A 14,274-nucleotide genomic window follows, 5' to 3' on the forward strand; every position below is an offset into this window, starting at 1 on the left:
TCATATAAACCTGACACCAAAACTTTGTTTTTCATTATTATTCCAGACCACTTTTCCTTTAATCGGAACAGAAACATCTGAATCTGAAAATCTGTTTTGTTTTTCAGGTGCCACAAGCAATGTCAACAGACTGCCAATGTCAGGGATGTTATTAAACCTAGTATCAATACAAGCACCCTGGGGGCTGACATCTTTGGTCCAGCCAAAAAAATAATCAGATATACTGCCTTCTTTCTCTTTTAAGAAAAAGGTAACCGGCATTTCTATAGATCGCCGGGTCTGATGTCGTTGTTCGTTAAACATATTTATCATAATTTTTTAAGTGGTGCCTGCATAATCATACAGGCATCAGAACAAACCGATATCAATTAAATTAGCGCGCTAACGCGCGGGCTTTTAACCATTAGCTGCTAGCTAAAACCTAATGGCTAACGGCTAACGGCTAAATGCAAATTCCTATACTATCGAGTTAGAGATTTTTTCTGCGTTTTAATCCAAAAAGACCAATAAGCCCGGAACATATGTTGCCCAGTTACCATCCAAATCTTTGTTGGCTACTGCTCCAAATATTAAATTTTCAGTTCCTGATTCGCTCCAATTAACCCATGCATCTGTAGCACCTGAATTACCAATAGCAAATTCAACAATATCTGTATAATCATTATTTTTTTCAGTGATGAATAAAAAACACTTTATTCCTTGTTCACCTGCGTTATTAAGAATAGCAATACCTGTACCAGGATAAAATTTTTAATAAAAATAGATTATTATCAGTTGGTTAGATAACAACAACCCATAAAATAAATATGAATTTTAACGAAGTGGTTGATATCATGCAGCCAAAGTGGCCGTTATCAGCCACAAAAGGATCAATTATAATTATTCAATTTTGATTGATCCTTCAACACACCTGACAATAAAGGCTTTAGAAAGATATTAATTTTCTGGCACAGACTTTGCGAATACATCAGCTATGAATCGTTTTAAAGTGAAACCATAAAAGATGAAGATAGAAATCAAAGATCTACAATCTACGATAACAGGAGGAAAAAAGAGATGAAAAAGAGATTAACAGCAATCTGTGCGGGGATTATTTTGTTAGGCTTTACCAGTCTTGCCCAGGCATCGCTCACAACCATTGGTGCTGCAACTTATGGAGGCACTGACTACAACCTGATCTTAGATGACGACAACAACGGCAACATGGTAGTGTGGCTTGATTACACTAATAACTGGACAAACTGGGCTGCTCAAAATAATTGGGCAGCTACACTGGACACAACCTTAACCGTTAAAACATATGGTTATGATATTGATTGGGGAGACAGTTCATGGCGCCTGCCAGTTGGATGGCAATATCCTGACTATGCGCGAGAATTTGATGACCTCTGGTTCAATGAATTTGGTTTTGTCTTAGGAGGAGGTTCTGGGATAAATGGTGCATACACTGCAGATGAACTAAACATAAAAGGTTTTACAAATATTACAGATGCTTCAAATTACTGGACATCTACATACTACTATGACGGTAAGGCTAGGCAGCATTCTTTGAGGTTTGGTCAAGAATACATATGGGGCGCAAACTTTTCCGCATTTGGAATGGCCATACACACTGTTAACTCAAGTGACGTTGTGCCCACGCCTGTTCCCGGTGCGATCTGGTTACTTGGCTCCGGCCTCATTGGTTTAGCGGGATTAAGACGCAAAAAAGATTGATATTTTCTTTTGTCTGCCTCTATCATAAAATAATAGAGGCATCGTAAATAAAAAGATCTCTTATTGATAAAAATAAAGACCGTCGGAAGCACAACAACCGACGGTCTTTAAACAACAATCCAAAAAGAAATCAAATAATACAAAAGCCTGTTTATCTTTTGCCCGCTTTTTTCGACCTGTGCGGGTAGATTGTAGAAATATAAAATATCAAAATACAAAATTAAGGTCAGTGTCGAGTTAGTGGAATGTGACACAGGAGCTCGTAAGCATTTCGCTGCAAACCTTTTGGGGCTGCCTATTCGCACGGGGCCCCTTGATTGCCATCCTGGAAGACACACAGGGTGAGGTCGAGTCCTTCACCTTTCGGCCCATGCTCAGTGTCCCCTATGCCTTGGGCTGCATCTAAACAATCCGGCCAGAAAGAACCTGTTTTAATCAGCGGCAATGTCAACCAGGGAATAAATATCATGGACCGTATTGACACCAGAGGTTGAGCAGCGGTTCTCAATCCACAACGAGGGATTATTTGCAATCACATGCAGGATGAGAAGAAAAAACTAAAGAAGACATCACCATATAAATAAGTCACACCGAAAATCTACCCGGTTAAATAGTTGTGCCGGCATCAAAAAAAAGTCTGGCAACCATAAGGTTGCCAGACTTTTTTTATAAAAGATAAATGAGCCGCATTTATCTATCCAGAAAGTTTCCCTTTAATAGGATTATAGTTCTTGGCGCATGAATTGATACTAAAATATTTGATTATTGAGCATCCATTTTTATATCAGTTGTCCAAAAGTCATCCTCAACGCTTCGTACTTTAGCAATGATTTTTTCGCATGTTTTTGCAGTAACTTTATTAAATCCACAATCAAGTTGCTTGATTAAATTTTTCACAGTGAAGTCACAATGCCTGCCCACATGATTTTTTTGTAACTCCCCAATCCAAGCCGGAGTTGAGATTCAATTCCATCGGGGGTTGAGAATCAAATCAATTGGCCTCACAGCTGCCGACAGAGGTACCAGCCAAATCACACTGTACTCCAACAATGAGGACAAAAACTTTCCAACCACCAAAATGAACAGAGAACTGATCATCCAGAACTGGGGAGAACGGCTCCTCGACAAAAAAATATATATAGCCGGGCTTTGGGCTATTTATTATAGCAAACGATATCTTCCCTATAGAAATTATTTCTCAATTATATGAAAATCTTGTACCAATATTACATTTATTTCATAGGAAAAAAAACACCCTAAATACTTAAAAATATGATAAAATAAGGATATTAGGGTGCGATAAGCATGGTGTGATTCTTGCAATCATAATGGGGTTTTAAAACAAAACCGGGTACACAGAACATTAAACATTTTTATTTAGCGAAAAAAACATGAGTAAAAATTGGTTTAACTTTATTGCTATAATATACTTTTTTTTGTTTATTCCCTCTTCCTTTGCCGCTCGGCTTCATTGGAATCATGTCGAATCAACTGAAAATTGTGTCATTGCCGGTTATAAAGTTCACTATGGCACCATATCCGGTGACTATTCCCAGGTGGTCAATGTGGGAGCTGCAACCGCATATAATCTGGACCTATTGGGTCTTGTACCAACCCAGACATACTTTTTTGCCGTCAATGCGTATTCAACAACAAATCAGGAGGGGCCTTTGTCCTCACCTGTTTCTTATACGGACAGTCCGAATATCGTCCCGTATCCTTTTGTTGATCATGGAAATAATATCATCGATATTACCTTTAACGAGAGCAACATGCTGGGCGCGGATGTCAAAGATAACTATGAGTTCAGCCCAACAATCCTTTTTAATTCTGCACATAAAATTGTCCGGACAGACAGGACATACCGGCTATTTATGCAGTACATTCCTGAATATACCATCCTCACAATGAGGGTCTCTGATATCACAGACAATAAAGGGCATGCATTGATTTCTGATTCAATTGTTTTAAATGATGATGACAATGACAGCATGGCAGATGACTGGGAATCCCATTACGGGATCAGAAGCGCTTTTTCAGATTCAGATTCAGATGGCCTGTATAATCTGTTAGAGTACACCATAGGAACCAATCCTGTTGATTATGACAGTGATGATGACGGCATGATTGACGGGTGGGAAGTTTTCTATAACCTGAACCCCCATGTGAATGATGCGAAAGGGGATATAGACAGGGATGGTATAAACAATCTGGATGAGTATTATACTATTTTCTCCACAAAAATATTTTTAGAGTTTGATGGAGATGGTGATGGTGATGTTGACGGTACTGATTTGGTGAAACTTGCGGATGATGGTAACCTGTTTGGGTTACTCTACTTTGCCCGGGAGTTCGGAAAACAATCCTGCCTCAGGCCCTATGCCGACCTTGATGGTGATGGTGATGTTGACGGTACTGATTTGGTGAAATTTGCGGGTAATCCTAACCTGTTTTCTTTACACAGTTTTGCCCGGGAGTTCGGAAAACAATCCAGCCCCAGGCTCTATGCCGACCTTGATGAAGATGGTGATGTTGACGGTACTGATTTGGTGAAATTTGCGGGTGACCCAGATCTATCTTTATCTATTTTGGCAATGGAGTTTGGCAAAACAAATTGATTTTATCATTCCACTCAGTTAAACACCTGAATTTGTATGAATAAATCAAAAGAATAATTGCAAAAGCGAATATCCTATTGTATAGTTGTGGCAGGCACATTTTTTTTAACCAGCTGAATACAGACGGTTTCCATGATAAAAAATCTAATAGAATATGGCAAATTCAGATTCGGCACCGTTGAGGATGACGAAGTAAAAAAAGACACCTTCAGGATGCGGTATGATGTTTATGTAAAAGAGTTCGCGTTTGAAAAAAAAGAGGATCATCCGGATGGATTTGAAACCGATCCATACGAAGATGATTCCGTTCATTTTGCCTGCTTGAATCAAAATAATTCTGTTGTTGGAACCATAAGGCTTGTATTGGATTCAGAAAAAGGTTTCCCCATTGAGCATGCGGTTGAAACCAATTTTCCAGATAAAATGCCGGACAGAAAAAAAATAGCTGAAATTTCCAGGCTAACTGTAAGCCGCGATCTTAGGCGCCGTAAGGAAGATGGTATCCATGGTGTGGAGTCATATATTACAAAAAAAGAAGGGGGTGTTCTGCCCGATAGCCCAGAGCCCCTCCCGGACGATATGAAAGGGAGAAAAAATCCAATTATCGTACTGGGCTTATTCCAGGCCATGTACCATGAGAGCAGGAGAAGAGGAATTACCCACTGGTATATGATCACCGAAGAAAAGGTTTTTTTCGCCTTGAAAAAATATGGATTTTCATTCCAAAAAATAGGGGAGCCGATCTGGTATCATGGATGGAGAACCCCCTATCTTGGCGTTATGGAAAAAATAGAAAAGGCACTGATAAAAAACAACCCGGAAATGCTCAAAGTAATGCTCACCGGACTTGAAAAGAAATATCACCCTGTATTTTTTAAAGAGGATAACGCGTAATTCCAAGAATATGTTTCCTGTGGATCGCCACATTTGTCCAAATCCTCACTGAACAAATCAATGGAATCAGAATTTGCCGAAAAAAAGAAATGATGTAAATCCTTTTCAATGGGTTTTGCACCATACGCCTTTTTATATTTCTTTTCTATGCTTCTCAAATCAAGCCTCAGGGCAATTGCGGGATGATTTTTTACATATGAATATTTCGAGACTGCTCCTATTTTTTGAAATAAAAGGAGATCCTCATAAATCCATTTATGTTTAGGATGAACCGCTATGACCAGATCATCAAGATCAAGGAATTGTGTTGCATATTGATGAATGATCCTGTTACCCAGCATGGGAATGTTCATATTTTTTCTTCTGAAGGATGGGTTTGATGCAAGACATCCGACTTCTCCAATTGATCTCCCCTGGGATCGTAAATCATCCAATTGGTTTTTAAATACCGCATCCATGGGAAGCCCTCCACAAAAGTCCGGAAAAAGACTTATGGTATAAATCGGTGTACTCTGGCAATCCTCATTTTTATGGCACCCCAAAAAGATCTTTGATCTGGGATTTGCGTGTTGGGGAACGATTCTAAGTTCTGTTTCAGAAGGGTCGATATACCCGGAATGGACATAGACATCATGGAGAAGATGAAAACATTTTATTTGGTCATCAATGCTGATAGCCGGCCTGAATATTATATTGTCAAGGTTAAGGCAAAAATCCGGTAATTTTGATCTAACAATTTTTTGTCTGACGATACCCGGAAGCATTTTAAACAATTGCCTTTTAATAAATGCCATAAACCTAATATTTTCCTATATTTTTTCGATAAAAATATCGTCCTATCCTCAGGACAAAGGGTTAACAACCGCCTTGATTTCTTTTATTTTTTTCCGACAAGCATCTTCTCCTTTTTGCATTAACAGAGCCCCTTTGTGGAAATCATCCCAGGAAAATCCCCGGGTTTCCGGGTAAATGACAACATCGGAGTTGAGGGCAAACCTAGGGGTGGCCCGCCCATGAACAATATTAATGGTTTGTAAGATTGTTTTCAGGATGTTGGGTGAACGACTTTCCTCCCGGACAGCGACATACGGATTTTCCACACAAACGGCAATAATTTTATCCGCGCCTTTTTGTTCGAGTATGTTAATCGGAATCGGATTCAGCAGACCGCCGTCCACCATCCACCGACCCCGATACTTAAAGGGAGCAAAAATCCCCGGTATGGAAAGAGATGACCTCACGGCTTTGGCCACATCCCCCGTTTCGAAAAGGACTTCTTCCCCTTTTAAGATGTCAACACCCACAATGTAGGTCGGAATAGATAGGTCCATAAAATCAGCGTTTTCAACCGCAGCAGCCACAAGGTTCATGACCTTTTTTCCCCGTAAAAATCCTCTAAGAGGAAAGGTGTAGTCAAAAATTTTTCTTCGTGCCAAGGTCCGCGTAGATACCTTCTGGATTGTCTGTGAAATTAAATGATCGACACAGCCTCTGGTGGCAAAAATGGCGCCGACCAACGCCCCCATACTAGTCCCGGCAATCATGTCGATATGGATACCCTCATCGGCCAGGACTTTCAATACACCGATATGAGCCCACCCCCTTGCAGCGCCGGCTCCTAAAGCGAGTCCGACACGAACACCGGCAAGTTCTCTGGCAATAGCTCTGGAACCCTTCACTGGAAACCGCTTTTCAGTGTCTATTTTATCGTTCATGGCTTTGTCCGATTTTTCCACCCATATTTGAGGGGTTTCACAAAGGTTTAATTTCTTTCCCAGGGTTTCTCTTGGGATGCCAATGGAACCGAGAAGATGACTGACCCCAACCCTGACCCGTTCAAGTCCGATACCCGCTATTTCTTCGATTTGTTCCAGTTTTTGTCTTGTCTTCAAAAAAGCTTCAGGGGTGTTGTTAATGACCAACATATTTTTATCGCAAAGCCTCACCGCCTGCTGCTCAAACCCACCGAAATGATCGGCCAGGCTGAAAAAAATCATGTCATAATTAAGCTTGCATGTTTCCAGTAATCGGGGAAGAAAGTTACAAAGACTTTCTTTGAAACTTTTGGACATCCACAGGACATGGAAGCCTGAGGGGTGGTGAAACCATTTAATATCGTCGGATAAAATCAAATGGGATGGGAGCAACCGGAAAAGGCTCTCATCGGGACACGGGATTATGTTCAGATTGAACTTTTCCATGATATATTCACATTTCAGATGGGGCTCAATGACCAGAACATTTTTATCGGATTCCGTAGCGATATGGTAGGACATTGAATAAAGAAAATGTGAAAGCCCGAGGCCTTTTTCCGTGGAACTCACGGCAAAATAGGTCTGCTTAGGCATCCCGGACTCCGAACCTGTTCGGCAAGAAAGCCGCCTGGCATAAAGCCTGCTTAAAAACAATCCCATATGCCTGTTTTGATTCAAGAGAACCTTAAAATCTTTTTTCTTCAGACAAAAGAGAACGGCATCGAGAGAGACCTTAGCACCGGCAGTTCTTGGAAGATCCGAAATCAGGGCGATTTCACCGAAAAAGTCGCCTCTTTGCAGCTCGATCTCAAGGCGATAGCCGTCCGGTTTTTGCCCGTAAATGCGCACGACACCCGAGCGAATAATATACATTGCCCCACTTTGATCGCCCTGGTTGAAGATGATATCATCCTTTTTAAACCTGACAATGTGAAAAAAAGCTGCAACTTCCCGAATCTGCGTGGTCGGTATGGACGAAAACAGGGGAACTTTTCCTATAAAATTTTCAAGATCCATTGGTTTATCGCTCTTGGTTTTACCAGCTCACCGGCACAGTTATTTAACTTTTTTTCAATAGCGTATTCCACAAAATGGATTCCATCTTTTTTTCAAATATGGTGGGGATTAGCGTTTGTTATCAAAGGGCTGATAACGACCAGGCGCAATAATACCATTTGGGTCAAATACGGTTTTCATCTCTTTTGTTATATCCCAGAAGACTTTAGAGTTTTCAGAAAGCTTTTCCATTGTATGGATATTGGTCCGATACGGCATATATCCTTGGGACATGATGAGCTTGAAAAGATCATCATAGCAGCTCTGCGCTTTACATATTTCATCAGAATTATCCCTATCATAAGAAATTGTGATAACGCTCACCATTGCACGTTCAGTAATCAGCGAAACCGTTATCAAAGGTTCAAAGCCGTATTGTTTGAATACAGGATTAACCAGTTGAATAAGATTTTGGGCCGCAGCCCCGGTCATCGGCATGATCGGTGATACCCACATCAAACCTGCATTATGGTCAAGGGGATCAATTGAATCTGTTTGCAAAGGGCCTTTAACGCGCCATAAGGTTCCAAACAAGAATGCATCTGTCGGATTTCCCTTAAGCAATCCATAAACTTTATCAAGGGATTTAAGTTTGATATTTAATTCAGGCAATAGTGTAAATCGTTCAAGTATAGTTGAAAAACGTCTTAAAATACCCAGGGTCCGATCGCCGATAAACTGCATTTTGCCAAGGCTTTTCAAGGCTTTTTTCAATTCTTTCTTGTTCATGCGAACTTGATTTTTTGATCCGTATATGGCACCGCTTATATTCCAAGCCCCAAAGCCACCCCGTTTACAAAAATATTCCCGCATATCATCGCTTAATGGTGTTTTGTTTTTCGCCTTTTCCCAAGGGTATTGTTTAAATGAAGAAATAACCCGCAAATCGTTTCCAATATGTATCAGGCTTTTAATCTGGCCATTTAATTTAAGAGGTCTAAGTGCTTCAACAACGGCTGAGAGGTCGTCATCTTTGGGAACAGCGCAATAAAACATATTGAAACATTCAGGTTCCGGCATAAGCCAGATCCCTATTTTTGTTACAATACCAAAATTTGATTGGGTAAAAAGTCCATCCAGATAAGGACCAATGCCATACTTAAAAACATGCTTTGCCTCTGAGTTTTCATAATGCCCGAACCCTGTTTTAAGTTCCCGGCCATCGCCGAGGATAACTTCCATCCCGCATGAATGCATAAAATGGTCGCCATAGGGTGTGTGGCCAAAACCACGTTCAATTGTATTCCCTAAAATGCTGGCATCCGGTCCTGAACCCGTACAGTCAAGCCATAGGGGCATATTGTTTTCCCTAAGATAGTCAACAAGCTGTATTTGTGTTACACCAGGCTCAACAACAGCATAAGCAAGCTGTTCATTGACTTGAATTATTCTGTTCATTCTTGAAAGATCCAGGATTATCTGACCGTCCTGAACAGCGCATGCAGACCCATAGCCCCAGTTTTTCCCTTTACTGACGGGATAAATCCCAATCTGGCATTCATTTGCAATTTTTACAATTTCTTTGATTTCTTTTGTGTTTTCGGGTTTGACGACGGCTTTTGGGGTTGTCCCTTTTGCCAATGTGGTTCTCGCATAATGCCGGATGGTTTGCTCATCATCCAATACGAATTCATTGCCTATAGCATCTTTAAATTGTTGCAGTATATTCATCTTTGGTGGCCCATGGGGTTAGATTCAGAATTTTGGCGAATGACACTCTAAAAAAAGATAAAGGGGCAGCACATAGGTGCTGCCCCTTTAAAAAAATCCAGTTAGCTTTTTTTCCTTCTTGATATGCCGACAAGGCCGACAAGACCAGAACCGAGAAGAATTAATGCAGAAGGTACCGGAACAGCGTTAATGCGAAACTGACCGCCGGAGCTTAAGAAAAAATCCTCGGACGTCAAATCCCCACCATTAGCTGCTATTAATGCGGCTTCAATTTCAGAATTCAGAAGGGTTGTTACGGAGGCGTTGGTTGTTGTAAAAGCCGTAACATTTGAAAGTGCCAATGTGGCCATATCTGTTCCACTAGGCGTGAAAAAGTAACCCGATTCAATGTATGATGCCACGTACTCAATAGTAAAATCACCATTGGGAACATTCAAGGTATCAATACTGCCGTTTCCTGTCACCAAGTCAAAGCTGGCAATTTTTGTTCCTCCAGAAGTAGCAGCAAAAGCTCTATCAACAAATATATCAAAAGTCCCACCATCAAAAGTAAGAGTACCGTTGCTGGGATCACCTGTTCCGAAAAATTTATATGCTCCTGTTAACGTGGAACCGTTTCCGTATGAAAAGAGTGCGCCATCATGACCGAGAGAATAAAATATACCATCATTGTCAAAACTAAAGCCACCGGTGGTGGTTGTGATGTCAACAAGATTTGGAGATATGAGATCCATAACCTCGAGGATTACCTCTGGGGCAGCTCCGGTGGCGCCATCAATATCAAACTGCCAATTATTTGTAAACGCAGTGACAGCATATGCTGATTGAGTAATGCCTATTATTAACAATGAACTGAACAAAAAACCTAATAATTTTTTAATCATTTTTACTTTTACTCCTTTATTGATTTATGAATACGTGGTTAAAGATTTCTTTTTGGTAAATTTTGAAAAATCACCCCCTTTGTTTAGCTGAATTTCAAATTATAGATAGCGAACATACATTGATATCCTTTTCTTCCTAATTAGTAAGAGGTTAATTCATCTGATCAGAGAGATAGGAAGTATAAGGATATAGAATTAAATGCAAAATTCATACCGTTTACGCTATTATCTTCAAAAAATTGAAGTGCCCCTGTTGAAACACCCCCTAAAAATATCCTAAAATATTAACATTTCAGGATATTTTTTTATATTAGTTTATCATACACATTACGAATTACGAAAAATTAAGGGTTTTTCCTTAAGAAGAATATTACACACATCACTTTTGTTGAGAAAAAAATGTTTCTTTTTATGTAAAATATTTCTTTTTATACCTGATCGTTATTGGTCTGAAACGAAAAACCAGACCGCGGTATCCATATATAATAAGGCGATTAAAATCAGGAAACAGGACGGGGACAACTCAATAGGAAAAAATTTACATACGATTAGTTACATTAATTACACATTCCTTAGGACTTTTTTTTCATATTCGAATAATATTTTTCTTTAAAATATGGCTCCTCAAAAAAAAAATTTTCTTCATAACGCCAGCAGGTCGCTTCTTAGGAAGATCAGGTCTTCCCCCATTAAAATATGGAATGAAAATTGCTTGAATTACTTAATACAATACAGACATGGTTACTCGGTAGCCTCTCAAGTTCGTAAGATGCTTTATAGAAGATATTCTAAGCAGTTTTGCTGGAAAAATGGACCCTCGCAAATCCTCAAGCTATATAAATTCAGTCGGTTATATCTTTTTTAAGTTGTTTGTAAGCTGATTGGACACTTTGAGTGTCCAAAAAATATCGGCAAAAACCGATAGAAATCAAGAGGTCTTTAATCGTCAATTTAACGCAGGAGGAAAAGAATGAACAAAAGCAGAAAAATTTCAAGTTGGGTGTTGAGTTTGTTAGCAGCGATCGCCTTTATCGGGATTGCCACCACCACTCAGGCCGCCGTAGTTAGTTTCTCAGACATTCTGGATGGTAACAGAGATGCATCACTGTTTGATCCAGCAACTACACTAGTGGACCCAAGCGATGGCAACATACTTAACATCGGGCTCAATGACTTCACGGCAACCTTTGGCACCATACAAGCACTTGACACGCTCTCATTGATGATCACGGCACCGGCGGGATATTATATCAACGCCCTTAACTACACCGAGATAGGTTCTGGTGCGGCATCTGACGGTGTAGCAATCGCAACCGGTTCAATTGTGGTAAACAACGTCCCGGTTAACTTTGTTAGCCAGACTTTTCTCCCAAACAGTGGGAGCGAGTGGTCAATCACACCGATTCTACCCAATTCCATTTTCGACGACCAGCCATCTGTTGTTGCAGTTTCCATCATCAACAGCCTTTTCGCTGTTGGCAGTGATTTCGATACATGGATTACAAAAGATTTGGCCACTTTGACTGTCGGCCTCGGCGTCACCCAGGTGCCGATCCCTTCAAGTCTGTTCCTTCTCGGTTCTGGATTATTTGCAATCATAGGCAGGATGAGAAGAAAAAAATAAAGAACACACCAACAAAAAAAAAGTCTGGCAACCATAAGGTTGCCAGACTTTTTTTTATAATAGATAAATGATCCGTATTTATTTATCCAAAAATATTCCCTTGAATATGAACCTTAAATATGACTATCAACTTTTTTCTTTTTGCATTTTATTTTTTTGGATTCTACTTAGAATCATATTATACCGTTCCTTAATTCTTCCGTATTCAATGGCTATTTTTTGATTTTTCTCTCTTTCCAATTTCAAGGCGTTTTTCAACGCAGCGACCATTTCATCTCTGCAAAATTCTGCCCGTGATTCCGATTCCTTGATATGGTTATGGTAGAATTCCTTGAGCTGTACAAAATTATTTTCCATACTGACAATTTTTTCCAACAGAAATTCCCGGGAGGTCTGATCTAAGTCTGTGGAAGAATCGGTCTTAGCCGAGGACTGCCCATCAAGTTTTTTTCGGGTAAAAACCCCTATGCCTCCCTTGTCTTCAATGACCTGTTTCACCGTATCAGGATCTATCTTTTGCTTTTCATCGGCATACCCATACACAAGAGAGGCATCGCACAGAAGATTGATGGTTCTGGGAATACCCATGGATGCATCATATATCTTTTCAACTGCATTTGCGGAAAAAAGATCCGGGTTTCCGCCGGCTTTTTCAATTCGATGGGCGATATATTCCCCGGTTTCCTCAAATGTCATTGCCGACAGATGATAGCTGACCGCTATTCTCTGGGCAAACTGTTCAAGCCTGGGATCGCTTATTTTATTCCTGAGTTCCGGCTGCCCGACGATCATAATCTGCAACAGCATTTCTTCATCGGTCTGGAGGTTTGAGAGCATGCGGATTTCTTCTAAAACCTCATCGGACAGGTTCTGGGCTTCATCAATAATCAGCAAAACTTTTCTGCCACTGGAAAATTTTTCTATGAGAAAGGAATACAGCGCATCCAAAGCCTTTGCTTTGCTGATACCATCCTTGTACTCAATTTCAAATTCGTTGAGTATCAAATTAATCAGATCATTGGAAAGCACGTTGGTGTTAAATATAACCGCCACATCCATGTCCGATTCAATTTGATTTAACAGATGCCGGATCAATGTGGTCTTTCCAATGCCGATTTCACCGGTGAGCATTACAAAACCCACCTTTTCGGTTAAACCGTATTCAAGGAAGGTTAAGGCATTGGCATGTTTTGAGCTTAAAAAAAGATAGGACGGGTTTGGAACCAGGTTAAATGGTTTCTCTTTAAACCCAAAATGTTTGGTGTACATGAACTACCCCTGTTTGTTAAGAACAAACCCCAGAAACTTATCCTGAGGGATGAGTGAGACCGCTTTACGGACATCTTTCCTTGATGTTTGTCCTGCTTCAATCACCATGATGATCCCGTCCATAAAAGGTGCCATGGAGATGGCCTCTGCACATTCCAAAACAGGCGGGGCATCAAAGAACACATAACGGTCCTCATATCTTTCGCCCATTTCTTTGACCAGATTTTCCATCATTTCAGAGGAAAGAAGCTCTGAAGAATCGAAAGCCGTCCGGTCCCCGGATATCAGTGTTAATTTTTCAATCCCGGGCCAGATAATCAATTCCTCGAGGGGCGTGCTGTCCAGGAAATAATCAATCAGGCTGTACTTGCTCTCAATTCCAAGGTATCGGTGGATGTCCTGTCCTTTAAAATCACAATCCACCATCAAAACCGTTTGTTTTAAATCCCTGGCAAAGGCAAACCCCATATTAATGGTGGTCACCGTTTTCCCCTCATGCCGGTTGGGGCTGGTGATCATGATGGTTTTCATCTTCCGGTTTTTTGCCTGCTGGTGAATCCGGGTCCGCAATATTTTATACCGTTCAATCTCTTTTGAATCCGAATCAATGCTGCCGACCCGGTTCCTTTCCAGGATCTTCGGATCTATGCGCAACTGAATTGAGTTTGAATATTCAGGCGCCTGCCATTGATTTTCCATTTTTACAGACGCTTTTTCCATGGGAAGGTCGATGGAATCAATGTCTCTGCTGTCCCTGGCCTTATCAAGCGCTTTTCTTAATTTCATTA

At 40.5% G+C, this 14,274-nt stretch carries 11 protein-coding genes; 4 read left to right on the plus strand and 7 right to left on the minus strand.

Translation table 11 applies throughout. From position 1 onward, the window contains the following. The gene (locus tag ACZ45G_RS16800; RefSeq protein WP_464171635.1) at positions 1-312 is read right to left on the minus strand and encodes a PilZ domain-containing protein; all 312 of its coding nucleotides are present in this window, start codon (positions 310-312) and stop codon (positions 1-3) included. A gap of 744 nt (positions 313-1,056) precedes the next feature. On the opposite strand from ACZ45G_RS16800, the gene ACZ45G_RS16805 reads away from it, so the two are divergent. The 3 genes from ACZ45G_RS16805 to ACZ45G_RS16815 all read left to right on the plus strand — a co-directional run bounded on the left by ACZ45G_RS16805 (position 1,057) and on the right by ACZ45G_RS16815 (position 5,228). Next, entirely contained in the window at positions 1,057-1,716 is a 660-nt protein-coding gene (locus ACZ45G_RS16805; RefSeq protein ID WP_464171636.1) for a VPLPA-CTERM sorting domain-containing protein, read from the plus strand. Between the two features lie 1,391 nt (positions 1,717-3,107). Continuing rightward, on the plus strand, positions 3,108-4,334 hold the full coding sequence (locus tag ACZ45G_RS16810; RefSeq protein ID WP_464171637.1) for a fibronectin type III domain-containing protein: 1,227 nt from the start codon (positions 3,108-3,110) through the stop codon (positions 4,332-4,334). 132 nt (positions 4,335-4,466) lie between these two features. Next, a complete protein-coding gene (locus tag ACZ45G_RS16815) occupies positions 4,467-5,228 on the plus strand; it encodes a PEP-CTERM/exosortase system-associated acyltransferase (protein WP_464171638.1) in 762 nt (253 codons plus the stop codon). On the opposite strand, the gene ACZ45G_RS16820 is transcribed toward ACZ45G_RS16815, so the two are convergent. From ACZ45G_RS16820 to ACZ45G_RS16835, 4 genes are all read right to left on the minus strand, one after another. Further along, positions 5,195-6,022, minus strand: a complete 828-nt coding sequence (locus tag ACZ45G_RS16820; protein WP_464171639.1) for an N-acyl amino acid synthase FeeM domain-containing protein — start codon at positions 6,020-6,022, stop codon at positions 5,195-5,197. The genes ACZ45G_RS16815 and ACZ45G_RS16820 overlap by 34 nt on opposite strands. Positions 6,023-6,070: 48 nt before the next feature. Beyond that, a complete protein-coding gene (locus ACZ45G_RS16825; protein WP_464171640.1) occupies positions 6,071-7,999 on the minus strand; it encodes a patatin-like phospholipase family protein in 1,929 nt (642 codons plus the stop codon). Between the two features lie 108 nt (positions 8,000-8,107). After that, positions 8,108-9,709: an FAD-binding oxidoreductase gene (locus tag ACZ45G_RS16830; protein ID WP_464171641.1), complete on the minus strand. Its 1,602-nt coding sequence runs from the start codon at positions 9,707-9,709 to the stop codon at positions 8,108-8,110. Between the two features lie 101 nt (positions 9,710-9,810). Further along, complete coding sequence (locus ACZ45G_RS16835; RefSeq protein ID WP_464171642.1) at positions 9,811-10,593, minus strand: PEP-CTERM sorting domain-containing protein; 783 nt, start codon at positions 10,591-10,593, stop codon at positions 9,811-9,813. A gap of 970 nt (positions 10,594-11,563) precedes the next feature. Here ACZ45G_RS16835 and ACZ45G_RS16840 point away from each other — a divergent pair. Next, complete coding sequence (locus tag ACZ45G_RS16840; RefSeq protein ID WP_464171643.1) at positions 11,564-12,217, plus strand: hypothetical protein; 654 nt, start codon at positions 11,564-11,566, stop codon at positions 12,215-12,217. Between the two features lie 126 nt (positions 12,218-12,343). Here the strand turns inward: ACZ45G_RS16840 and ACZ45G_RS16845 are convergent, their stop codons facing one another. Continuing rightward, positions 12,344-13,486 (minus strand): ExeA family protein, encoded by a 1,143-nt coding sequence (locus tag ACZ45G_RS16845; RefSeq protein WP_464171644.1) that lies wholly within the window; start codon positions 13,484-13,486, stop codon positions 12,344-12,346. Positions 13,487-13,489: 3 nt separating this feature from the next. Then, positions 13,490-14,272 carry an AAA family ATPase gene (locus ACZ45G_RS16850; RefSeq protein ID WP_464171645.1) on the minus strand — a complete coding sequence of 261 codons (783 nt, stop codon included), beginning with the start codon at positions 14,270-14,272 and terminating at the stop codon, positions 13,490-13,492. Positions 14,273-14,274 lie beyond the last annotated feature (2 nt).

It is taken from the genome of Desulfoconvexum algidum, assembly GCF_055382125.1.

Coding starts and splice junctions, on each gene's coding strand:
- ACZ45G_RS16800 (WP_464171635.1), bottom strand. CDS start 312: ATGATAAATATGTTTAACGAACAACGACATCAGACCCGGCGATCTATA.
- ACZ45G_RS16805 (WP_464171636.1), top strand. CDS start 1,057: ATGAAAAAGAGATTAACAGCAATCTGTGCGGGGATTATTTTGTTAGGC.
- ACZ45G_RS16810 (WP_464171637.1), top strand. CDS start 3,108: ATGAGTAAAAATTGGTTTAACTTTATTGCTATAATATACTTTTTTTTG.
- ACZ45G_RS16815 (WP_464171638.1), top strand. CDS start 4,467: ATGATAAAAAATCTAATAGAATATGGCAAATTCAGATTCGGCACCGTT.
- ACZ45G_RS16820 (WP_464171639.1), bottom strand. CDS start 6,022: ATGGCATTTATTAAAAGGCAATTGTTTAAAATGCTTCCGGGTATCGTC.
- ACZ45G_RS16825 (WP_464171640.1), bottom strand. CDS start 7,999: ATGGATCTTGAAAATTTTATAGGAAAAGTTCCCCTGTTTTCGTCCATA.
- ACZ45G_RS16830 (WP_464171641.1), bottom strand. CDS start 9,709: ATGAATATACTGCAACAATTTAAAGATGCTATAGGCAATGAATTCGTA.
- ACZ45G_RS16835 (WP_464171642.1), bottom strand. CDS start 10,593: ATGATTAAAAAATTATTAGGTTTTTTGTTCAGTTCATTGTTAATAATA.
- ACZ45G_RS16840 (WP_464171643.1), top strand. CDS start 11,564: ATGAACAAAAGCAGAAAAATTTCAAGTTGGGTGTTGAGTTTGTTAGCA.
- ACZ45G_RS16845 (WP_464171644.1), bottom strand. CDS start 13,486: ATGTACACCAAACATTTTGGGTTTAAAGAGAAACCATTTAACCTGGTT.
- ACZ45G_RS16850 (WP_464171645.1), bottom strand. CDS start 14,272: ATGAAATTAAGAAAAGCGCTTGATAAGGCCAGGGACAGCAGAGACATT.